This is a genomic window from Sphingomonas ginsenosidimutans, from assembly GCF_002374835.1.
Classification (GTDB): Bacteria; Pseudomonadota; Alphaproteobacteria; order Sphingomonadales; family Sphingomonadaceae; genus Sphingomonas; species Sphingomonas ginsenosidimutans.
This window is the reverse complement of the sequence record NZ_NWVD01000007.1, coordinates 23,469-45,068: the sequence shown is the minus strand read 5'-3', so window position 1 is coordinate 45,068 and position 21,600 is coordinate 23,469. Positions and strand designations below refer to the sequence as shown.

Below are 21,600 nucleotides of genomic sequence, written 5' to 3'. Positions count from 1 at the left end.
CGCTCCCGTGCCCGTTCCCGACGATGATGCCGCGGCGGCGCGGATCGAGGCAGGGCGCCGGCTGTTCGCGGGGCGGATCGACTTCCTGAAATCGGCGCCCGCGCTGCAATTTCTGCCCGCGCCCGACGCACCAGAGGTGGCGTTCGCCGGCCGCTCGAACGTCGGCAAGTCCTCGCTGCTCAACGCGCTGGCGGGGCGCAAGGCGCTGGCGCGCACGTCGGTCACGCCGGGTCGCACGCAGGAGCTGAATTTCTTCGACGTCGGCGCGCCGCTCACCTTCCGCCTCGTCGACATGCCCGGCTACGGCTTTGCCAAGGCGCCGAAGGACATGGTCAAGAAGTGGCGCTTCCTGGTGAACGACTATCTGCGCGGGCGGCAGGTGCTCAAGCGCGCGCTGGTGCTGATCGACAGTCGCCACGGCATCAAGGATGTCGATCGCGAGGTGCTGGAAATGCTGGACAAGGCGGCGGTCGGCTATCGCCTGGTCCTGACCAAGGCGGACAAGGTCAAGGCGACCGATCTGGCCGCCGTGACGCAGGCGACCGCGGACGAGGCGCGCAAGCACCCCGCTGCCCACCCGGAGATCATCGCGACGTCGAGCGAGCTGGGGATGGGCATCCCCGAACTGCGCGCCGCGGTCATCGACGCGATCGTCTGACGACCGCGTCGAAGCCGCGGATCAGCGCCGCATATCCTGGGCCGCGACGATCTGCGCGCGCAGCTGTTCGGAACGGCTTGGCACCGGCACCGGGCGCTCGAACACGAAGCTGGGTTCCCGCAGGAAAGCGGGCGCGCGCGGCGACAGCGATGCGGTGCAGGCGATGGTGTCGTTGGTCGCGTTCAGCATGGCAGGATCGTCCCCCTCAATGGTCCTGATGACGGGGCAAAGGCTATCTGCGGGTCTCTTCCGCCCGGTGGAGAAGCGCGGTTAACGGGCGCGTCACCAGCGGCGACGCTACCCGAATTGACGACATGGCGCGTGTTGCCCTGCCGCGCGCCACCGCCTAACCCGGCGGTCATGAAGCTCATCATCGGCAACAAGGCCTATTCCTCCTGGTCGCTGCGCGGCTGGCTTGCCTGTCGTCAGTCCGGCCTGCCGTTCGAGGAAGTCGTCGTGCCCCTCTATGACGAGGAATGGGACCGCCGCCGCGAAGGCGCCGAGTTCGCGCCTTCGTCCGGCAAGGTCCCGATCCTGTGGGACGGCGACGCGGTGGTGTGGGACAGTCTCGCGATCGTCGACTATCTCGCCGACAAGGTCGGGCGCGACCGCTTCTGGCCGGCGGACGATGCGGCGCGCGCGATGGCGCGGTCGATGGCCGCCGAAATGCACTCCAGCTTCGTCGCGCTGCGCCGCAAGCACAGCATGAACATCCGCCGCGCGTTCGATCCGGTGCCCCCGGACGCCGACGTGCGCGCGGATCTGGCGCGACTGTTCGAACTGTGGGCGCAGGCGCGCGCGCGGTTCGGCGGCGAGGGTGATTTCCTGTTCGGCACGTTCGGCGCCGCCGACATCATGTTTGCGCCGGTGTGCACGCGCATCGTCACCTATTCGCTGCCCGCCCCGCGCTTTGCCCTCGCCTATATCTCCGCGGTGCTGGGTCACCCCTTCCTGCAGGACTGGATCGCCGCCGCGCAGGAAGAGGAATGGGTGATCGAGAAGTTCGAGCAGCCGCTCGCCTGATGCCGGATCTACGATTCGCGGGAATAGCCCGTATCGGGGTGCCAGCGCATCGCGATATCCGGGTAATGAACGGTCGACGCCTCGGGCCGGCTGACCGCGAACAGCACGCACGGTTCGTCGCTGTCGTTGCGCAGGTGGTGCGCGTTGCCGTCCCCCTTGGGAAACACCGCGATGTCGCCGGCGCGCATCGGATGGGTGCCATGATCGTCGACCAGCACGGCCGCGCCGGACAGGATGACGACGATCTCGTCCTCCCCCTCGTGCCAGTGCCGCTGCGACGACCAGCCGCCTGGCGGCACCACGACATGCGTCGCGACGATATCGCGCAGCCCGGCCGCCGACGACAGGTCGCGGACGAGGCGGTCGGAGGCGGCCGCCGCGAACGGTTCGGGATAGTCGCTGCCTTCCGCCGGCGGGATGGTGTCGAGCACAATTTTGGGCACGGGAACCTCCGAACATGATCGATGTCGTCCGATTGGCAAGCGATCTGATCGCCGCCGACAGCGTAACGCCCGCACGCGGCCGTGTGTTCGACGTGCTGGAGGCGGCACTCGTCCCGCTCGGCTTCGCGGTGGAGCGGTTCGTCGCGGGCGAGGCGCCGGACGGCCCGGTCGAGAACCTGCTGGCCACCCGTGGCGATTCCGGCCCGCACCTCGCCTTTGCCGGGCATGTCGACGTGGTCCCGCCGGGCGATGGCTGGACCGCCGGGCCGTTCGTCCCCGACGTGCGCGGCGGGCTGCTTCACGGGCGCGGCGCGGTGGATATGAAAGGGGCGATCGCCGCCTTCGTCGCCGCGATCCGGCACGCCCCCGATACCGGGCGCCTCACCCTCATCATCACGGGCGACGAGGAAGGGCCGGCGACGTTCGGCACCGTCGCGCTGATCGAACGGATGCGTGCACGCGCGATCGCCCCCGACATGTGCGTCGTCGGCGAACCGACCAGCGTCGCCGCACTGGGGGATATGGTGAAGGTCGGCCGGCGCGGATCGGTCAACATCTGGATCGACGTGCCCGGGCGCCAGGGGCATGTCGCCTACCCGCATCTGGCCGACAATCCGATCCCGCGGCTCGTGGCGATCCTGCGCGATCTGGACGCGCTGGTGCTGGACGACGGCACCGACTGGTTCCAGCCGTCGAACCTGGAAATCACCGACATCACCGTCGGCAATCCGGCCACCAACGTGATCCCGGCACGCGCCGGCGCGCGGATCAGCATCCGCTTCAACGACCGGCACACCGGCGCGGCGCTGGCCGAACGGATCGCCGCGATCGCCCGTGCGCACGCGCCCGAGGCGATCGTCACCCCGCGCATCTCGGGTGAGGCGTTCCTGACCGAGCCGGGCGCGCTGTCCGCGCTGGTATCCGCCGCGATCGAGGCGGAAACGGGCCGCGTCCCCGATCTGTCGACCACCGGCGGCACGTCCGACGCGCGCTTCCTGCGCGCCCTGTGCCCGGTGGTGGAATTCGGCCTCATCAACGCCACGATGCACAAGGCGGACGAGGCGGTGGCGATCGCCGATCTGGAACAGCTGACCCGGATCTACACCGGCATCGTCACGCGCGCGCTCGCGCCGCGTTGACGCCGATCCACCGCGCCAGCGCCTCGTCCTCCATCGGGCGCGCCACGGCATAGCCCTGGATCGCGTCGCACCCCATCACGCGCAGCACGTCGATCTGCGCGTCGGTTTCCACACCTTCCGCCACCGCGTCGCACCCCAGGCCATGGACCAGCCCGACCAGCGCGTGCAGGATCGTGCGCGCGCCATGATCGACCGCCACGTCGCGCACCAGCACGCGGTCCAGCTTGATTCGGTCGACCGGCAGCGCACGCAGCCGCTGGACGTTCGATTCGCCGATCCCGAAATCGTCGATCGTGATCCGCGCCCCCGCGCGCCGCAACGTCGCGAGCATGTCCAGCGCCGCACGCGAACAGGACATGGCGACGCTTTCGGGCAATTCCACCTCCAGCCGCGCGAGCGGCGCGCGCGCCTCCAGGAACGCTTCCATCAACCGCGTCAGGAATTCCGTGTCGTCCACCTGCTGACGCCCGACGTTCAGCGCCAGTCGCCCCGCCCGCCCCTCTCTGTGCCAGCGCGCGGCGGTGTCGGCGGCATGGTGAGCCACCCAGTCGCTGATCGCGCCCATCTGCCCGGTGATCTCGGCACGCGACAGGAATTCGGCCGCCGGGCGCAGCCCCTGCGTCGGGTGGCGCCAGCGCAGCAGCGCCTCGCTCACCAGCAGCGCGCCGTCGGCCAGCGCGATCTGCGGCTGGAACGCCAGCGCGAACTGCTCCTGGCGGACGGCGGCGCGCAACTCGCGGTCCAGCCGGTTGCGGTCGTCCAGCTCGGACGCCAGCTTCGCATCATATTGCGACACGCGCCCGCGCCCGCCCGCCTTCGAATGGTACATCGCCGCATCTGCCGCGGCCATCAGGTCGCGCAACGTCGCGCCATGGTCGGGATAGCGCGCCACGCCAACCGACGCGCCCACCGCGATCGACGCGCCGTCGATCGCGAACGGCGCCTCCAGCGTCGACAGGATCGCCTGCCCGATCGTGTCGATGGTCGCATCGTCGTCCAGCGTGGGGCACATCAGCGTGAATTCGTCGCCCGCCAGCCGCCCGATCAGCGATCCGTCCGGGCACACGGTGGAGGTGATCGCGCGCAGCCGGTCAGCCACCTTCGCCAGCAGTCGGTCGCCGCAGGCATGGCCGCGCGTGTCGTTGATCGCCTTGAACCGATCGAGGTCGACGAAGAACAGCGCCGCGCCGCCATCGCCTGGCATCCGCTCGATCATCTCGTCGACCTCGCGCAGGAAATGCGAACGGCTCGCCAGCCCGGTCAGCGGATCGCGTGCCGCGCTGTCGTTGGCCTGCGACAGATCGTCGCGAAGCCGCGCGAACAGCGTATCGATCGCATAGGCCAGCTTCGGGGTGATCGCCGCGGCCTCCGCCGGGATCGGCGTCGTCAGATCGCCGCCCGCCGCGGTTTCCACGCGCGCGACCGCCGCCGAAATGCCGCTGCGCACCCGCACCAGCCAGTACACCGTCACCAGCCAGCCGACCGCCATGAACGGCAGGGTCGCGATCAGCATATGGTCCAGCCGATGATCGGGCATTGCGATCGCCGCAACCAGCGGCAAGACGAGCGCGGTCGTCGTTCCCAGGCCGAGCAATGTCAGCTTTCTATGCCCGGCAATCGCCATTGATGTCGCGGCCCCCTCGTCACCAACCGTCGTGGCAGTGGCGCAGGGGTTTGACAGCAAAAGGTTAAGAGTTGGTCGCGCGCGGCCGGCGAAGAATGACGTAAAGCGCGCCCGAACCGCCGTGGCGGGGATGGGCGCTGCGGATCGCCGCGATCGCCCCGGCATGGCGCGACAGCCGCAACCAGTCTTCGATCGACGCGCGGATCGCGCCGCGCGCGTGCGGGCGGTGGCTGTCGGGGCGTGGCGGCTTCCCCGTCACCAGCAAGATCACGCGGTCGCCGTGTGCGATCGCCTGCGCCACCCCGCGGTCCAGCGCGGCATGGGCGGACGACAGCGTGTGGCCGTGCAGATCGATCGTCCGGTCGGGCGCGACCACCCCGCTGGCAAGACGCCGATCCCAGCCACCGTCCAGCGTGTGGCCGGGCGCGCGCGTGGGAAAGGATGCGACGGGCGCCGTTGCCGGCGCCGCGACGCGCGGTGGCCGTGGTGCGGGCAGCGACGGCGGTGCCGCCGTGGCCGACTCGGCGCTACGCCGTCCCGGCAGGGCGCGCACCGTTGCGCGCACCCGCGCCCACAACGCCTCCTCGTCAGCGCCGAGGCGTCGACCCGCCACCGCTGCCTCCGGTTGCCGCCGCACTGCCGCCGCGCGCCAGCCAGCGGTCGTAACTGCCGATCGGCAGCAGCACGAAAGCGGTGCCGCGCGCGCTCATCCCGCCCGCGATCGCACGTGCCTCCTCGCCCGCGCCCCAGAAGGTATCGACGCGGTTGGCGCCCTTGATCGCGCCGCCGGTATCCTGCGCGATCCACACGCCATTGGCGTCGGCGCGGTCCATCGACAGGAACACCGGCGCGCCCAGCGGAATGAACGCCGGGTCCGCGGCGACGGTGGCGCCGCCGCTGACCGGCAGGCCCAGCGCCCCGAGCGGCGCGCCCGACAGTTCGCGGAAGAACACGTAGCTCTTGTTCTCGCGCATGATCGCGCGCCCTTCCTCGGGATGGGCGTGCAGCCAGGCGACGATCCCCTGCATCGACGTCTGCCCCGGCTGGAGCAGCCCGCGGCTCTTCATCAGCGCGCCGATGCCGGTGTAGTCGCGGCCGTTCTGGCTGTCGTAACCGATGCGCAGGATCGACCCGTCCGGCATCCGCACCAGCCCCGATCCCTGCACCTGCAGGAAGAACAGCTCGACCGGATCGACCGCATAGCCAAGGATGCGCGCGCGCCCGTTCAGCGCGCCCTGTTCGATCGCGGTGCGATCGTAATAGGGCACCAGCTTGCGTCCCGCCACGCGCCCGCGGATCGACTTGCCCGCCAGCGCCGGGGAAAAGGCCCCCAGATCGACGTCGATCAGGTCGTCCGGCCGCGCGTAGATCGGCGCATAGCCGGGCCGCGACTCGCGCGACCCGGCGATCTCCGGTATGTAATAGCCGGTGGCGAAGGCGCGGCCGTCGCCGACCTGCACCGGCTCGAACCACCGCTGGAAGAAGGCGGCGGCATCGCGCGGCGCGGTCTGCGCCGCGGCGGCGCAGGCCGGCTGCCAGTCGGCCCCGTTCGCCAGCCCGGAGGTGTCGGCGCGGACGATCAGGCTGGGGCAGCTCACGCGGAACGCCGCCAGCGCCCCCGCCGCCTGCGTCGAATCGAACGGCAGACTCAGCGCGTCGGGACCGCGCATCAGCCCCGCCGCCGCCGCGTTGGTCGCGGCCGCGGGAATCACGCCGCCCGCCACCGGTGGAAGCGGGACGGAAGGCATCGGCTGACGGACGGGGATATGCGATGGCGTCCAGGGGCGGGTCGTGCCGGCGTGCGGCGGGGGCGCGTTCCCGGTCGTATCGGGCAGCGTGCCGCCGCCGACACAACCGCCCAGCGCCAGCGCCCCCGCCAGCGCGATCATCCCGCTTCTCGTCATCGATCCCCCTTGTCGCCGCGCCCGCGGGTCGTTCTACGCCTCGTCGGTGTCGGCGAGCAGCCAGTTGGGATCGGTACTGCGCATCGTGCGCACGAACGTCCATTCGTCATGGGTTTCGATCGCGTCGCTGGTGGAACCGGCGATCACCTGTCCCTCGCCATCGCGCGTCACCGCGGCGATGTCCGCATCGAACCGCACCGTGATCCGCGCCTCGCCGTTCTGCACCGACGCGGCGGAGATCACCGCCCGTTCGATCGTCACCAGCCGGTTGTCCAACACATGCCCGGCCTCTCGCCGCTCGGCGATCGCCTGGGAGAAACTGGCGAAGACGTCGTCGGTCACCAGCGTGCGCAGCGCCTGTTCGTCGCCGCGCCAGAACGCCTCCAGCACCATACGGTACGCGCCCTTCGCCCCTTCGACGAAGCGGGCCACGTCGAACCCCGGCTCGGCCTGTACGATCGCGCGCAGCCCAGCTTCGGCCGCCCCCTCGAACGGGCGCGCCGCCGGCTCGCGCACGTCGGGCGCGGCATCGACGGGGCGCGGCATCACCGGCGCGGCAACCCGCTCCTCGGCGGCGCGCGGCAGGGGCTGTTCGTGCCCGCCGCGCTTTCCCAGCACCGAATACAGGCGCAGCGCCAGGAAGGCCGCGACCATGGCGAGTACGACAACGTAGAACACGGCAACTCCACTATGCTGGACGTATCACATAGGCGTCGGCGCGCCGACTTTCAAATCATCGACGCTCGCATTGTATCCCGCCGGTCGCGCTGCTAACCGCCCGTCACTTACGCGCCGCCCGCCGGACCGGGCGTGCCGCCATGCGAAGGGACGAAAAATGGACGAACAGGGCTATCCGAACGCCACCGGCGGCGAACCGCTGGCGAACGGCGCCGACACCGCGCCGGCGGCCGGGCTGATCTCGCAATATGTGAAGGACCTGTCGTTCGAAAATCCGAACGCCCCGGCGATCTTCCAGGAACAGCAGCCGCCCGAAATCAACGTCCAGTTCGACATCGCCGCCGCGCAGGTCGGTGACGAAGTCCACGAAGTGACGCTGAAGATCGAGGTGCGTGCCACCTCCGCGGGGAAGACCGCGTTCATCGCCGAACTGTCCTACGCCGGGCTGTTCGGGCTGCGCAACGTGCCGGCCGAGCATGTCCAGCCGTTCCTGCTGGGCGAAGGGCCGCGCCTGCTGTTCCCCTTCGCGCGCCGCGTCGTCGCCGATGCGATCCGCGACGGCGGCTTCCCGCCGCTGCTGCTGGAGCCGATCGACTTCAACGCCTTGTTCCTCCAGCAGGCGCAGGCCCAGGGCATCCAGTTCGGTGACGAGGTCGGCCACGCCTGATCGCGATCGTCGCGGCGGGCGCTCGGCATGAACCTCGTCAAGGCGCTGGGCTCGGTCGGCGGGCTGACGCTCGCCAGCCGCGTGCTCGCGCTCGTCCGCGATACGTTGCAGGCCAGCTATGTCGGTGCGGGCTTCGCATCCGACGCCTTCTTCGTCGCGTTCCGCCTGCCCAACATGTTCCGCGCGCTGTTCGCGGAGGGCGCCTTTTCCGCCGCGTTCATCCCGCTGTTCAACCGCAAGGTGGCCGAGGGCGGCGGGACGGCGGCAGGGGTCGATTTCGCGGAGCGCGCGCTGGCGCTGCTGCTGCCGGTGCTGCTGATCTTCACCGCCGCGATGCTGATCGCCGCCTGGCCGATCACCTGGGCGCTGTCCGGCGGGTTCGAGCGCCAGCATCCCAGCGCGGAGCAATTCGCCTTCGCGGTGATGCTGTCGCGCTTCACCATCCCCTATCTCTTGCTGATCTCGCTGGTCTCGCTGCTAGGCGGGATCCTCAATTCGCTGCACCGTTTCTGGGTCAATGCCGCCGCGCCGATCCTGCTCAACGTCGCGATGGTGAGCGCGCTGATCTTCTTCCACGGCGGTGATCCCTATGCCACCGCGCGGGCGCAGGCGGTTTCGGTCACCGTCGGCGGCGTGCTGCAACTCGCCTGGCTGTGGTGGGCGTGCCGGCGCGCCGGGGTCAGCCTGCGGCTGCGGCGCCCGCGCATCGACGACGACGTGAAGCAGATGCTCAAGCTGATCGTGCCCGCCGCCACCGGCGCGGGCGCGGCGCAGATCAACCTCGCCATCTCCACCGCGCTGGCCGGCGGGCTGCTGTCGGCGGGATCGATCTCGGCGATCTATTATGCTGACCGGCTCAACCAGTTGCCGCTCGGCCTGATCGGCATCGGGCTGGGCACGATCCTGCTGCCGGTCGTCTCGCGCCTCCTGTCGGAGGGCCGCGAGGCAGAGGCGATGGAGACGCAGAACCGCGGGCTGGAACTGGCGCTGTTCCTCACCCTGCCCGCCACCGCCGCGTTCGTCTTCGCCGCCGAACCGATCGTGCGCGGGCTGTTCCAGCACGGTGCGTTCGGCGCGGCCGACACCACCCGCGCGGCGCAGGCGCTCGCCGCCTTCTCGATCGGGCTGCCCAGCTACGTGCTGGTCAAGGTGCTGACCCCCGGCTTCTACGCGCGCGCCGATACGAAGACGCCGGTGCGCCTCGCGCTCTGGTCGGTGGCGATCAACCTGGTCGGCAACCTCATCCTCATTCCGACACTGGCGCATTGGAACATCGGGCAGATCGGCCCGCCGCTGGCGACCGCGCTCGCCTCCACGGTCAACGTCGCCTCGCTGTACGTCGTCCTGTCGCGCCGCGGGCATTTCGCGCTCGATCCGCAGGTGAAACGCAAGGTGCCGCGGCTGATCCTCGCCGCGCTGCTGATGGGCGCGTCGCTGCTGCTGGTCACGCCGTTCGTCGATCCGTTCCTGACCGGCGCGCTCGTGCGGCGCGGCCTCGCGCTGACGGGGCTGGTCGGCGCGGGCGTCGCCATCTATGTCCTCGCCTGCTTCGCCACCGGCGCCTTCCGCGTGGCGGACCTTCGTTCCCTCCTTCGTCGCAGAGCCACGTCCCGATGACCAACATGCGCGTCGTTTCCGGTATCAAGCCGACCGGCAACCTTCACCTCGGCAACTACCTGGGCGCGGTGAAGCAGTGGGTGGCGATGCAGGACGATATCCAGTCGTCGGGCGGCGAGACGATGTATTTCATCGCCGACCTCCACGGCCTGACCGAATGGATCGCGCCCGATCAGCTGCGCGAGAATAGCGTGGAGATGACCGCGACCCTGGTCGCCGCCGGGATCGACCCGGCGCGCTCGATCCTGTTCAATCAGGCGCGCGTGCCCGCGCACAGCGAGCTGTCGTGGCTGCTCAACAATGTCGCGCGGGTCGGCTGGCTGAACCGCATGACGCAGTTCAAGGACAAGGCGGGCAAGAACCGCGAGGGCGCCAGCGTCGGCCTGTACGACTATCCGGTCCTGATGGCCGCCGACGTGCTGCTCTACAACGCCACGCATGTGCCCGTGGGCGAGGACCAGAAACAGCATCTGGAGCTGGCGCGCGATATCGCGACGAAGTTCAACAACGACTATGCGACCGAGCTGTTCACCCTGCCCGAACCGCTGGTCAGCGCCGCCGCGCCGCGGATCATGTCGCTGCGCGATGCGTCGGCGAAAATGTCCAAGTCGAACCCGTCCGAACAGTCGCTGGTCAAGCTGGTCGATTCGGACGACACGATCGCCGACAAGTTCCGCAAGGCCAAGACCGACCCCGACCTGCTCCCCGCCACCATGGCGGAGCTGGCGGACCGGGCCGAGGCGCGCAACCTCGTCACCATCTTCGCCGCGCTGGCGGATCGCACGCCCGACGACGTGCTGGGCGAATTTGCCGGAAAGGGCTTCGGCCAGTTCAAGCCCGCGCTCGCCGATCTGGCGGTCGCGAAGCTCGCGCCGATCCGCGACGAGATGCTGCGCCTGCTGGCGGATCGCAGCGCGATCGACGCGATCCTGCGCGACGGCGCGGAAAAGGCCGCAACCCTCGCCGCCCCGATGCTGCGGCGCACACAGGAGGCGATGGGGCTGCTGGTGTAGGGCCGCGCGACGGTCGATATCCCTGGCGACGGTTCTGGGTTGCAGGGAAAGGCCGTCAGGTCTGGTGTCGCGATCGGCCGCGGCCCGGCTTGCCTCCCCCGACACGGCGGCTAGTCTGCGGTGCGATGCAGATCGCCCTCGCCGTTTCCACCCTTCTCGTCCCACTCGTGGCGCTCGAAGGCTCGACTGCCGCGTTCGAGGGTGTCCCCCATGTGCGGATCGAGGAATATGCGGTCAGCGGTCGCAGCGTCGCAGCGATCCGCCGGTCGATCGACGCCGCGCGCCCAACCGATCCCAATGACGGCACGCGGGTCGATGGCCTGTCCCGCTGGAACATCAGCTGGCGCTGGCGGCGGGATGCGACCGGCCGTTGCAGCGCGACGCTCGACGATATCGTCTTCTCCGCGGTAGTCACCGTACCCCGCCTTGCGAACACCGACGTGCCCGCCAGGGTCCGCGAGCGGTTTGACCGGTTCCGCGCGACGTTGCTGGCGCATGAGGACGGTCACGTCCGCTACGCTTGGGATCATCGCGGCGACGTGGCCGACGCGCTGAATGCCGCGGGATGTGACCGCATCAACGAGGCCGGCATGGCAGCGCTGCGCAAGATCGGTGAACATGACGTCGCCTATGACAAGGCGACCCGTCACGGCGCGGATATCATCACGCCGTTGCGCTGAGCGGAGCGGTCATCGGCGACGACCGACCCGGCGCGGAGCACCGGCGTGGCTTGCCAACATCTGGCGCGCCGCGCCTACGGGCGACCCGTTGCTCCCGCGGGCCGGGGCACGATGCCTTATGATTCCGTAGCTTAACGAAATTGGCACGCCGCCTGCTTAGCGATGCGCAGCAACGGAGTTCGCCATCATGACCGCCACCACCCACCCGGCCCCCAAGGATCATCTGTTCGGCGTGTGCGCCGCGCTGGGAGAGGATTTCGGGTTCAACCCGCTGTGGCTCCGCATCGGCTTCGCGGTGGCGCTGCTGTTCGATCTCGAACATGTGCTGATGGCCTATGCCGCGCTCGGCCTGCTGGTTCTGGTCAGCCGCCTGATCGCGCCCTCGCGCCGCCGCGCGAGCGCAGCCGAACCGGTCACCGCCGGCGCGGTCGTGGAAACCGCGCCGCTGCCGGCCCCGGAATTCCGCCAGGCGGCCTGAGCGCCGCCGTGCCGGGTCAGCCTTCCAGCTGGCCCAGCAGGACGCGCACCGCGCCGTCGACGTCGCGGTCGGTGTCGCGCAATTCCTCGATCCGGCGCACCGCATGGATCACCGTCGAATGGTCGCGCCCGCCGAACTTGCGGCCGATCTCGGGCAGCGAGCGGGTGGTCAGCCGCTTGGCCAGGTACATCGCGATCTGCCGCGGGCGCGCCACCGCGCGGGCGCGGCGGGCCGATACCAGGTCCAGCGGCTTCATCTCGAAATGGTCGGCGACCGCCTTCTGGATCTGGTCGATCGTCACGCGCCGTTGCGCGCCGCGCAGCATGTCGCCCAGCGTCGCCTGCGCGAACGCCATGTCGATCGTCTCGCCGGTCAGCATCGCATAAGCGGTGACGCGGGTCAGCGCTCCCTCCAGCTCGCGGATGCTGCTGGTGATGCGCGACGCCAGCATCTCGATCACCTCGGCCGGCACCTTAACGTCGGGCATATCGGCGATGCGGCGCAGCAGCACCGCCCGGCGCAGTTCGGGCGAGGACGGGCGGATATCCGCAACCAGCCCCGCCGACAGCCGCCCGAGGATGCGCGGCTCGACCCCGTCCAGCGCCTGTGGCGCGCGGTCGGCGGCGATCACCAGCCGCTTGCCCGCCGCCATGATCTCGTTGACGGTGTGGAAGAATTCCTCCTGCGTCGCGTCCTTGCCGGCGATGAACTGCAGATCGTCGATCAGCAGCAGGTCGCAGCTGCGCAGCCGCGCCTTGAACGCGAACGTGTCGCGCGCGCGCATCGCCGCGACGAATTCGAACATGAACCGCTCGGCCGACATCAGCATCACCCGCGCGTTCAGGTGCGACGCCAGGAAATCGTGCGCGATCGCGTTCATCAGGTGGGTCTTGCCCTGCCCGGTGCCGCCGTGGAGGAACAGCGGGCTGAACCGCACCGGCCCCGGCTGCGCCAGCGCGCGCGCGGCGTTCAGCGCGACCATGTTCGACGGGTCGACCACGAACCGGTCGAACGTCAGCCGCGGGTCGAGCGCCGGGCGCTCCCCCGCCTCGCCGGCGTCCTGCACGATCGGGGCGGCGGCGACCGGCGCCACCGCGACCGGCGCGGGAACGGGCGCGGATGCGGCCACCGGGGCGGCGATCACCTGCACCGATGCCGTGCGCGGCGCCGTGTCGATCTCTACGCTGCGCACGCCCGGCAGCACCGCGCGGAATTCATGCAACAGCCGGTCAGCATAGTGGCTCTTGACCCAGGTGGTCATGAACGCGGACGGCAGCGTCAGGCGGATGTCCTGCGTGTCCGCGCCATCGACCAGCGCGATCGGCGCCAGCCACTGATCGAACAGCCGCGCACCGGCGGACAGGCGCAGGTTCGCGCGGACGCAGGCCCATGCCTGTGCCAATGCGCTCGTCCCGCCATCCTGATCCCGCTCTGACGCCACGCACTACTCCTCCGCCGGCGCAAGCCCGCTGCCTGCGCCGTCCCACGTCGACAAAACAATCTTCCCCCGGCCCGCGAATACATCGCGGTCGTCATCAGACGTTACCCTGTTCCCAGAACGACGGTCGTCGTCGGGAGCACAGGATTAGGAACAGCGGCGTGAGTCGATCAAGCCCGCTGGCGGACACAAAAACGAAATAAAGCGCATTGACTCGTCATCAGCCGCACAAATCCGTCGAATTTCTGATAACCACTTGTTTTCATTGGACGATATTGAGGTGGCGCGAAAGCGGCCGATCGCGAATCGCGAGAATTCCGGGGCTTTCGAAGCGGTGGCATTTTGTTCCGCCGCGGGGTCGCCGCAACCGTCCGGCGGCGCGGGCCGCGCACACGCGAAAACGCCCGCCGGGACGAACCCGGCGGGCGTTTTCCACCGTCAGTGATGACGGATCAGGCCAGCGCGGACACGCGCTTGGTCAGCCGCGCGAACTTGCGCGAGGCGGTGTTCTTGTGAAGCACGCCCTTGGCCACGCCGCGCGCCAGCTCCGGCTGGGCCGCCTGCAGCGCGGTCGCCGCCGCCGCCTTGTCACCCGACGCTAGCGCCGCTTCGACCTTCTTCACGAAGGTGCGGATACGGCCGACACGGATACCGTTGATTTCGGCCCGACGCTCGTTGCGACGGATGCGCTTCTTGGCTTGCGGCGTATTCGCCATGAACGTCCTCTGATCTGTTCGAAACGATGAAAAAGGGCGCAGCGGATGACCCGTTGGCCCTCGAAGGCGCCGCCCATAGCGAGACTGGCGGCGCGCGTCAACGTTTCTGGCACGCCGGACACCAGAAGGTGGAACGTCCCCCTTCCGCATAGCGCGCCACCGTCCCGCCGCATCCGCACGACTGGCCTTCCCGGCCGTAGACCGCGAACTGCTTGGAGAAATAGCCCAGTTCGCCATCGGGCCGCGCATAGTCGCGCAGGCTCGATCCGCCCGCGTCGATCGCCGACAACAGCACGTCGCGCACCGAGACGACCAGCCGTTCCAGCCGCGCGCGCGATATCTCGCCCGCGGCGCGCTGCGGCGCGATTCGTGCGTGGTACAGCGCCTCGCAGACATAGATGTTGCCCAGCCCGGCGACGATCCGCTGGTCCAGCAGCGCCAGCTTGATCGACACCCGCTTGCCCGCCAGCACCCGCGCCAGATGCGCGGCGGTGAAGTCCGCGCCCAGCGGCTCGGGCCCCAGCGCGGCGAACGCGGGAAAGTCGGGCATCTGCGCGGTCGGCGACAGGTCCACCGATCCGAACCGCCGCGGATCGTTGAGCGCCAGCCGCCGCCCCGCGCCCGTTTCGATCAGCAGGTGATCGTGCGGCAGGATCTCCGCCGGATCGACGCGCCACCGCCCCGACATGCCCAGGTGGAAGATCATCGTATCGTCGCGGTCTGTCGCGATCAGCCCGTATTTGGCGCGCCGCGACAGCCCGGTCACGCGCGCGCCGGTCAGCCGCTGGCGCAGGTCGGCCGGAAACGGACGGCGCAGGTCGCCGCGCCGCGGCGCGACCAGCGTCAGCACCTGCCCGTCGAGCACGGGGGCCAGCCCGCGCACGGTCGTTTCCACCTCTGGCAATTCCGGCATGTCCGCCCCCTAGCCGCTCGGCCCGCGCCTCGCTAGAGCGTGGCGCATGAGCGATACCGTGTCCTTCGGTTACGAAGATGTCTCCCCTGTCGAAAAGACCGCCCGCGTCCGCGGCGTCTTTTCCAGCGTGGCCAGCCGCTACGATGTGATGAACGATGCCATGTCGGGCGGGATGCACCGATTGTGGAAGGACCGCTTCGTCCGCCGCGTGAAGCCGCGCGAGGGCGAACAGATCCTCGACATGGCCGGCGGCACCGGCGACATCGCGTTCCGACTGGCGGCGAGCGGCGCGTCGGTGACAGTCGCGGACATCAACCCGGAGATGCTGGAGGTCGGGATCGGCCGCGCGCAGCAGCGCGGCATCGACGGGCTGGTGTGGACCGAGGCGAATGCCGAGGTGCTGACCTTCCCCGACCGCTTCTTCGACGCCTATACGATCGCGTTCGGCATCCGCAACGTGACCGACATCCCCGCCGCCTTGCGTGAGGCGCACCGTGTCCTGCGACGCGGCGGGCGGTTCTTCTGCCTCGAATTCTCGACCACGCTGTGGCCCGGCTTCGCGGAGGTCTACGACGCCTATTCGCATCGTCTGGTGCCGAAGCTGGGGCAACTGCTGGCGCAGGATGCCGACAGCTATCGCTATCTGGTCGAATCGATCCGCCGCTTCCCGGACATGCCGACGTTCAAGCGGATGATCGAGGACGCCGGGTTCGTGCAGACGCGCGTCGAACCGATGCTGGGCGGGCTGGTCGCGATCCACAGCGGCTGGAAGATTTGACCTCCCCGATCGTCCACACCTGGCGGCTCCTGAAATGGGGCCGCACGCTGGCGCGGCACGGCGCGCTGCGCGGGATCGAGCGCGATCCGCACACGCCCGCCAACCTGCGCCGGCTGCTGCGGCTGGCGCGGCTGGGCGCGCGCGTTCCCGACGTGCCGCGCTACGCCGATGCGTTCGAGGCGCTGGGCCCGGCCGCGATCAAGCTGGGTCAAACGCTCGCCACCCGCCCCGACATCGTCGGCGAGGCGGCGGCGACCGACCTGCTGCGCCTTCAGGATGCGGTGCCGCCGGTCCCGTTCGAGGCGATTCGCGCGGTGATGCAGCAAAGCTTCGGCCGCCCGCTCGACAGCCTGTTCGCGCAGATCGACGAACAGCCGGTCGGCGCCGCCTCGATCGCGCAGGTCCACCGCGCGGTCACCACCGACGGCCGCCACGTCGCGGTCAAGGTGCTGCGCCCCGGCGTCGAGGATGATTTCGCCCGCGCGATCGACACCTATGAATGGGCCGCGGCACAGGTGGAGCCGATGGGCGGAGAAATCGCCCGGCTGCAACCGCGGCTGGTCATCGAAACGTTCAAGCGCTGGACCGCGCGCGAGCTGAACTTCACGCGCGAGGCCGCGTCGGCGTCCGAACTGGCCGAGACGATGACGGCGGAGCCGGACTTCGTCGTCCCCGCGGTCGACTGGGCGCGCACCACCGGCCGCGTGCTGACGATCGAATGGATCGACGGGATCAAGCTGTCGAACCGCGCCGCGCTGGTCGCCGCGGGCTACGATCTGCCCGCGATTGCGCGTACGCTGGTCCACGCCTTCCTGCGACAGGCGATCGCCGACGGCTTCTTCCATGCCGACATGCACCAGGGCAATCTGTTCGCGCTGCCGGGCAACCGCGTCGCCGCGATCGATTTCGGGATCATGGGGCGGATCGACCGGCGCGCGCGGGTGTGGCTGGCGGAAATCCTGTACGGCCTCATCACCGGCGACTATCGCCGCGTCGCCGAAATCCATTTCGAGGCGCAATATGTCCCCGCGCACCACAGCGTGGAGGAATTCGCCACCGCGCTGCGGGCGGTGGGGGAGCCGATGCGCGGCCTGCCGGTCAAGGACATGTCGATCGGCATGATGCTGGACGGGCTGTTCGGCATCACCCGCGATTTCGACATGGTGACGCAGCCGCACCTGCTGCTGCTGCAAAAGACGATGGTGATGGTGGAGGGCGTCGCGACCGCGCTCGATCCCGACATCAACCTGTGGGTCACCGCCGCGCCGCTGGTGGAGGACTGGATCCGCACCGAACTGGGGCCGGAAGCGGCGATCGCCGACCGGCTCGTCGCCGATGTGCGCACGCTCGCGCGGCTCCCCGATCTGGTCCGCCGGATCGAGGCGCGCTTCCCCGCCCCCGGCGGCGCGCCCCCCGCCCCGCCGCTGCGCGATATCCAGGTCGTCCGCGTCGGCGGCGGCTGGCGCTATGCGCTGGTCGGGATGCTGGGGGTCGCGGCGGGCGTCGCCGGCGCGCTTGCCGCGCTCTGGCGGTAACGGGCGGGCCGAGATGACCGCGCCCTTGTGGCAGGCCGGGGCGACGCGGCTGGCCGCGCTGCCCGCGCGCCAGCGGCGCTGGGCGTTGTTCGCGCTGCTCGTCATGCTGTTGCTGGCGGCCGTCGCCGCGCCGCGTGGCGATGTGCCGGGCGAGCCGCTCTATGCCGCGCTGCTGTCGGGGATGCGCTACGCCAGCGGTTTCTACGACGGGCTGGCCGATCTGTTGCGCGCCGATCCCGCGGCGCGGCCGCTGGGGCTGTTCCCGCCCGCGCTCGCGATCTTCGATTCGTCGCTGCCCGGCTGGGCGACGATGCTGCTGCTGGCGGCCGCGCTGACCGGCTGGCTGTGGATCGGCATGTTGCGCCTCGTCCCGCTGTTCGCGCGCGGCGGCGCGCAGGCGCTGGCGATCGCGCTGCTGGCGCTCGGCGCGGTCGCGGGTGCGTTGCTGTGGACCGATGCGCCGCACGCCGGCTGGGCCGCGCTGCTGGTCGCGCTGGCGGTGCTGGTGCGGCGCGCCGATCGCTGGGTCGGCGCCGCCGCGCTCGGCGCGCTGGCCGCGATGGTCGATCCCGCCGCGATCCTCGCCACCGCGATCCTTGCGCTGCTCGCGCTGGTCGACGGGTCGCGGCGCGAGGCGGCGGGCTGGGCCGCGGCCGCCGCGCTGGCGCTGGCTGTCCTGGGTGCGCACCTGTTCGCGCTGGGGCGGCTCGGCCTGCCACCGTCACAGGAACTGGCGACGATGCCCGCCGACGGCGCCGCGCGGCTGATCGCCGCCGCGCTGCCCGGCGTCCCCGCCGCGCTCGCCGCGCCGCTGCTGCTGCTCGCCGCGCTCGGGTGGGGCACGCTGTCGCGGCCGTTGGGGCTGCGCGTGCTGGCGATCCTTGCCGCGGGCGTGGCGTGCGACGGGCTGTTCGGCGCGGGCACCGCGACGCTGGCGGCGCTGCTGGTCGCCCCCGGTCTCGCGCTCGCACCCGATGCGGTGGCCGATCTCTATCGCGGCGCGCTCGACAGACGCCGCTTCACCGTGACAAGGTTCCCCCGATGAGCCGTATCCTCCTGATCGTCGGCGGCGGCATCGCCGCGTACAAATCGTGCGAGATCGTCCGCACGCTGCGCCGCCGCGGCCATGCCGTGCGCTGCGTCCTGACCGAGGGCGGCAGCCATTTCGTCACCCCGATGACGCTCGCCGCGCTGAGCGAGGATCAGGTCTTCACCACCCTGTGGGATCTGAAGGACGAGGCGGAGATGGGCCATATCCAGCTCAGCCGGCAGGCCGATCTGGTCGTCATCGCCCCCGCCACCGCCGATCTGCTGGCGCGCATGGCCGGCGGGCTGGCGAACGATCTGGCCACCACATTGCTGCTCGCCACCGACAAGCCGGTGCTGGCGGCGCCGGCGATGAACGTGCGGATGTGGCAGCACCCGGCCACCCGCCGCAACGTCGCGCAATTGCGCGCCGACGGCGTGACGGTGATGGAGCCGGACGAGGGCGCGATGGCCTGTGGCGAGTTCGGCCCCGGCCGCCTGCCCGAACCCGATGCGATCGTCGCGCGCATCGAACAGATGCTGGCAGGAAACGCCGCCAAGCTGCTGTCCGGGCGCCACATCCTGGTCACGGCCGGCCCCACGCACGAGCCGATCGACCCGGTCCGCTACATCGCCAACCGCTCGTCGGGGAAACAGGGGTTTGCGATCGCCGGGGCGCTGGCGGCGCTGGGCGCGCGCGTCTCGCTGGTGGCCGGGCCGGTGCCGCTCCCCACCCCCGCCGGGGTCGATCGCATCGACGTCGAATCGGCGCAGGACATGGCCAATGCGGTCGCTGCCGCGCTGCCCGCCGATGCCGCGGTGATGGTCGCCGCGGTCGCCGACTGGCGCGCCGAGGATGCCGCCGGGCAGAAGATCAAGAAGCGCCCCGGCGAACCGCCCGCCCCGCTGCGGCTGGTGGAGAATGTCGACATCCTCGCCACGCTGGCGCGCAGCCCGCGCCGCCCCGCGCTGCTGGTCGGCTTCGCCGCGGAAACCGAGCATGTCGTAGACCACGCCACCGCCAAGCGCGCGCGCAAGGGCGCGGACTGGATCGTCGCCAACGACGTGTCGGGAGACGTGATGGGCGGCGACGCCAATACCGTCCACCTCATCACCGCCGATGGCGTCGAAAGCTGGGAACGGCTTCCCAAGGATCAGGTGGCGGCACGGCTGGCGGAACGGATCGCCGCCGCGTTGCGCTAAGGCATTTTTGTTCTTTTAATGTTCTCTTTTTTGTCGCATCCTACCCGCACAGGACGGGAGGATGACGATGGATCCCTATATCACGCTCGGCACGAATGACCTCGATGCGGCGCCGCGCTTCTACAATGCCACGCTGGCGACGATCGGCTGGTCGTCGCATGCGCAGTTTCCCGGCTGGCGCGCCTATTCGGCGGGGGGCGCGGGCACGGGACTGACCTTGTGGCTGGCGGCGCCCTTCGATGGCGCCGCTGCCTCCGCCGGCAACGGCACGATGATGGGCTTCCCCGCCACCTCCACCGATCAGGTCCATGCCTTCCACGCCGCCGCCATGGCGCACGGCGGCAACGACGAAGGCGCGCCGGGGCCGCGCGCGCATTACGGCCCGGGCTGGTATGCCGCCTATGTCCGCGATCCCGACGGCAACAAACTCGCGATCGTCTTCAATACGTGATGATGGTGCACTAGATTGCGCGCGATGACCCAATTGATGACGATTGCGATCCGGCGCCTGCCCCATGGCGCTGGCCTGCCGCTTCCCGCTTATGCCACCGCGGGGGCCGCGGGGATGGACGTGGTGGCGGCGGAGGACGTGACGCTCGCCCCCGGCGCGCGCCATGCGGTCGCCACGGGTTTCGCGATGGCGATCCCCGATGGCTATGAGGTGCAGGTGCGCCCGCGCTCGGGCCTCGCGCTCAAGCACGGCATCACCTGCCTCAACACCCCCGGCACGATCGACAGCGACTATCGCGGCGAAGTGAAGGTGATCCTCGCCAATCTGGGCAGCGAGCCGTTCGCGGTGGTCCGCGGCGAACGCATCGCGCAACTGGTGCCCGCGCCGGTGCTGCGCGCGACGCTGGCGGAGGTCGCGTCGCTGGACGATACGCCGCGCGGCGCGGGTGGTTTCGGGTCGACCGGCCGATGATCGGCGCCCTGCTCGCGCAGGCGGCGATGGTCGCCGCGATCAATCCGCCGGGGGACTGGAGCGGGCTGGCCCCGCTGCCGATCCAGCGCCCCGCCGCGCCCGCCCGGGCGCTGTCGCAATTCGTGCGGGACGAAGTCGCCGCCGGGCGCTGCGCCGCCGCGGTGGCCACGCCGCGCGGCTACGCTCTGTCGGTCGATCTGGCGGTGCTGGTCGGCGCCGGCGGGCAGGTGCGCCGCATCGTGCCGCGGGCGATCGGCTGCGCCACGGTCGAACAATATGCCTCCGGCATCGCGCTCAACCTGACCCGCACCGCGCTGCGGGCGCCGGGCGCCGATACCTGGTATCGCACCACTGTCGACTTCGCCTGGTGACGGCGTTTTCCGCCGACGAACTGGCGCGCTACGCCCGGCATATCGTCCTGCCGGAAATCGGCGGCGCCGGGCAATTGCGGCTGAAGCGCGCGCATGTCGTGGTGATCGGCGCGGGCGGCATCGGATCGCCGGTGCTCCAGTATCTCGCCGCCGCCGGCATCGGGCAGCTGACCGTGATCGACGACGACCGGGTCGAGGCGAGCAACCTGCAACGCCAGACATTGTTCAGCACCGCCGACGCCGGCACCGCGAAGGTCGCCGCCGCCGCCGCCGCGCTGGCGCGCCTCAACCCGCATGTCCGGGTGGTACCGCACGCGGTCCGCATCGACGCCGCCACCGCGCCCGCGCTGCTGCGCGACGCCGACGTGGTGATCGACGGGTGCGACAATTTCGACACCCGGCTGGCGGTCGCCGATGCCGCGCTGGCGGCGCACGTACCGCTGGTATCCGCTGCGGTCGGCCGGTTCGAGGGGCAGCTGGGCGTGTTCCGCGGCTGGGAGCCGGCGCGCCCCTGCTACCGCTGCTTCGTCGGTGACGCGCCCGCGCGCGACGGGCTGACCTGCGCCGAGGAAGGCGTGCTCGGCCCGGTCACCGGCATCCTCGGCAGCCTCGCCGCGCTGGAGGCGATTCGCCAGATCGTGCCGTTCGGCGACGACGACAGGGGGGACGGCGCGGGGCGGCTGGTGTTGCTGGACTTCCTGTCGCTGCGCTTCCGCACGCTGGCCCTGCCTAAGGATCCGGGCTGCCGCGCGTGCGGCGGCGGGGCGGACTGAC

Annotated in this window: 25 protein-coding genes; 16 read left to right on the top strand and 9 right to left on the bottom strand. The window is 70.4% G+C overall.

The window, feature by feature from the left end:
* Positions 1 to 7 precede the first annotated feature (7 nt).
* A complete protein-coding gene (gene yihA / locus COA17_RS14020; RefSeq protein ID WP_096613448.1) occupies positions 8 to 658 on the top strand; it encodes a ribosome biogenesis GTP-binding protein YihA/YsxC in 651 nt (216 codons plus the stop codon).
* A 21-nt stretch (positions 659 to 679) separates the two neighbouring features.
* On the opposite strand, the gene COA17_RS19450 is transcribed toward yihA, so the two are convergent.
* Complete coding sequence (locus COA17_RS19450; RefSeq protein ID WP_156445806.1) at positions 680 to 847, bottom strand: hypothetical protein; 168 nt, start codon at positions 845 to 847, stop codon at positions 680 to 682.
* 171 nt (positions 848 to 1,018) lie between these two features.
* Between COA17_RS19450 and COA17_RS14015 the strand changes: the two genes are divergently transcribed.
* Positions 1,019 to 1,681 (top strand): glutathione S-transferase family protein, encoded by a 663-nt coding sequence (locus tag COA17_RS14015; RefSeq protein ID WP_096613283.1) that lies wholly within the window; start codon positions 1,019 to 1,021, stop codon positions 1,679 to 1,681.
* A gap of 8 nt (positions 1,682 to 1,689) precedes the next feature.
* Here COA17_RS14015 and COA17_RS14010 read toward each other — a convergent pair whose 3' ends face one another.
* The gene (locus tag COA17_RS14010) at positions 1,690 to 2,124 is read right to left on the bottom strand and encodes a cupin domain-containing protein (RefSeq protein WP_096613281.1); all 435 of its coding nucleotides are present in this window, start codon (positions 2,122 to 2,124) and stop codon (positions 1,690 to 1,692) included.
* Between the two features lie 14 nt (positions 2,125 to 2,138).
* On the opposite strand from COA17_RS14010, the gene dapE reads away from it, so the two are divergent.
* Positions 2,139 to 3,263, top strand: a complete 1,125-nt coding sequence (gene dapE / locus COA17_RS14005; protein WP_096613279.1) for a succinyl-diaminopimelate desuccinylase — start codon at positions 2,139 to 2,141, stop codon at positions 3,261 to 3,263.
* Here dapE and COA17_RS14000 read toward each other — a convergent pair.
* The 4 genes from COA17_RS14000 to COA17_RS13985 form a co-directional block, all read right to left on the bottom strand.
* Positions 3,238 to 4,857, bottom strand: coding sequence for a putative bifunctional diguanylate cyclase/phosphodiesterase (locus COA17_RS14000; protein ID WP_176484924.1), 1,620 nt, complete (start codon positions 4,855 to 4,857; stop codon positions 3,238 to 3,240). The two genes, dapE and COA17_RS14000, sit on opposite strands and share 26 nt — an antisense overlap.
* 94 nt (positions 4,858 to 4,951) lie before the next feature.
* The gene (locus COA17_RS13995) at positions 4,952 to 5,500 is read right to left on the bottom strand and encodes a Smr/MutS family protein (RefSeq protein ID WP_096613446.1); all 549 of its coding nucleotides are present in this window, start codon (positions 5,498 to 5,500) and stop codon (positions 4,952 to 4,954) included.
* Positions 5,475 to 6,791, bottom strand: a complete 1,317-nt coding sequence (mltA, locus tag COA17_RS13990) for a murein transglycosylase A (RefSeq protein ID WP_096613275.1) — start codon at positions 6,789 to 6,791, stop codon at positions 5,475 to 5,477. The genes COA17_RS13995 and mltA overlap by 26 nt, the downstream gene beginning before the upstream one ends.
* Positions 6,792 to 6,824: 33 nt before the next feature.
* Positions 6,825 to 7,469: a Tim44/TimA family putative adaptor protein gene (locus COA17_RS13985; RefSeq protein ID WP_141397107.1), complete on the bottom strand. Its 645-nt coding sequence runs from the start codon at positions 7,467 to 7,469 to the stop codon at positions 6,825 to 6,827.
* Between the two features lie 157 nt (positions 7,470 to 7,626).
* On the opposite strand from COA17_RS13985, the gene secB reads away from it, so the two are divergent.
* The 5 genes from secB to COA17_RS13960 all read left to right on the top strand — a co-directional run bounded on the left by secB (position 7,627) and on the right by COA17_RS13960 (position 11,924).
* A complete protein-coding gene (gene secB, locus COA17_RS13980; protein ID WP_066489488.1) occupies positions 7,627 to 8,136 on the top strand; it encodes a protein-export chaperone SecB in 510 nt (169 codons plus the stop codon).
* Positions 8,137 to 8,163: 27 nt separating this feature from the next.
* Positions 8,164 to 9,753, top strand: a complete 1,590-nt coding sequence (gene murJ / locus COA17_RS13975) for a murein biosynthesis integral membrane protein MurJ (protein WP_096613271.1) — start codon at positions 8,164 to 8,166, stop codon at positions 9,751 to 9,753.
* A 5-nt stretch (positions 9,754 to 9,758) separates the two neighbouring features.
* Positions 9,759 to 10,766 (top strand): tryptophan--tRNA ligase, encoded by a 1,008-nt coding sequence (trpS, locus tag COA17_RS13970; RefSeq protein ID WP_066489520.1) that lies wholly within the window; start codon positions 9,759 to 9,761, stop codon positions 10,764 to 10,766.
* A 125-nt stretch (positions 10,767 to 10,891) separates the two neighbouring features.
* A complete protein-coding gene (locus tag COA17_RS13965; RefSeq protein ID WP_096613269.1) occupies positions 10,892 to 11,446 on the top strand; it encodes a DUF922 domain-containing protein in 555 nt (184 codons plus the stop codon).
* Positions 11,447 to 11,633: 187 nt separating this feature from the next.
* A complete protein-coding gene (locus tag COA17_RS13960) occupies positions 11,634 to 11,924 on the top strand; it encodes a PspC domain-containing protein (RefSeq protein ID WP_096613267.1) in 291 nt (96 codons plus the stop codon).
* Between the two features lie 16 nt (positions 11,925 to 11,940).
* Here the strand turns inward: COA17_RS13960 and dnaA are convergent, their stop codons facing one another.
* The 3 genes from dnaA to mutM form a co-directional block, all read right to left on the bottom strand.
* Positions 11,941 to 13,365, bottom strand: coding sequence for a chromosomal replication initiator protein DnaA (gene dnaA, locus COA17_RS13955; protein ID WP_096613265.1), 1,425 nt, complete (start codon positions 13,363 to 13,365; stop codon positions 11,941 to 11,943).
* 449 nt (positions 13,366 to 13,814) lie between these two features.
* Positions 13,815 to 14,078, bottom strand: a complete 264-nt coding sequence (gene rpsT, locus COA17_RS13950) for a 30S ribosomal protein S20 (protein ID WP_066489475.1) — start codon at positions 14,076 to 14,078, stop codon at positions 13,815 to 13,817.
* A 97-nt stretch (positions 14,079 to 14,175) separates the two neighbouring features.
* Complete coding sequence (gene mutM, locus COA17_RS13945; protein ID WP_096613263.1) at positions 14,176 to 14,991, bottom strand: bifunctional DNA-formamidopyrimidine glycosylase/DNA-(apurinic or apyrimidinic site) lyase; 816 nt, start codon at positions 14,989 to 14,991, stop codon at positions 14,176 to 14,178.
* Positions 14,992 to 15,037: 46 nt separating this feature from the next.
* On the opposite strand from mutM, the gene COA17_RS13940 reads away from it, so the two are divergent.
* From COA17_RS13940 to COA17_RS13905, 8 genes are all read left to right on the top strand, one after another.
* Positions 15,038 to 15,769, top strand: a complete 732-nt coding sequence (locus tag COA17_RS13940) for a class I SAM-dependent methyltransferase (RefSeq protein WP_066489470.1) — start codon at positions 15,038 to 15,040, stop codon at positions 15,767 to 15,769.
* The gene (ubiB, locus tag COA17_RS13935; protein ID WP_096613261.1) at positions 15,766 to 17,304 is read left to right on the top strand and encodes a 2-polyprenylphenol 6-hydroxylase; all 1,539 of its coding nucleotides are present in this window, start codon (positions 15,766 to 15,768) and stop codon (positions 17,302 to 17,304) included. Before COA17_RS13940 ends, ubiB begins: the two co-directional genes overlap by 4 nt.
* Before the next feature lie 13 nt (positions 17,305 to 17,317).
* On the top strand, positions 17,318 to 18,349 hold the full coding sequence (locus COA17_RS13930) for a hypothetical protein (protein WP_096613259.1): 1,032 nt from the start codon (positions 17,318 to 17,320) through the stop codon (positions 18,347 to 18,349).
* On the top strand, positions 18,346 to 19,533 hold the full coding sequence (gene coaBC / locus COA17_RS13925; protein ID WP_096613257.1) for a bifunctional phosphopantothenoylcysteine decarboxylase/phosphopantothenate--cysteine ligase CoaBC: 1,188 nt from the start codon (positions 18,346 to 18,348) through the stop codon (positions 19,531 to 19,533). Before COA17_RS13930 ends, coaBC begins: the two co-directional genes overlap by 4 nt.
* A 61-nt stretch (positions 19,534 to 19,594) precedes the next feature.
* Entirely contained in the window at positions 19,595 to 19,984 is a 390-nt protein-coding gene (locus COA17_RS13920; RefSeq protein ID WP_342746882.1) for a VOC family protein, read from the top strand.
* A 24-nt stretch (positions 19,985 to 20,008) separates the two neighbouring features.
* The gene (dut, locus tag COA17_RS13915) at positions 20,009 to 20,455 is read left to right on the top strand and encodes a dUTP diphosphatase (RefSeq protein WP_096613442.1); all 447 of its coding nucleotides are present in this window, start codon (positions 20,009 to 20,011) and stop codon (positions 20,453 to 20,455) included.
* On the top strand, positions 20,452 to 20,826 hold the full coding sequence (locus COA17_RS13910) for a hypothetical protein (RefSeq protein WP_066489869.1): 375 nt from the start codon (positions 20,452 to 20,454) through the stop codon (positions 20,824 to 20,826). Before dut ends, COA17_RS13910 begins: the two co-directional genes overlap by 4 nt.
* A complete protein-coding gene (locus COA17_RS13905; protein ID WP_096613255.1) occupies positions 20,823 to 21,599 on the top strand; it encodes a HesA/MoeB/ThiF family protein in 777 nt (258 codons plus the stop codon). The genes COA17_RS13910 and COA17_RS13905 overlap by 4 nt, the downstream gene beginning before the upstream one ends.
* Position 21,600: the final 1 nt, after the last annotated feature.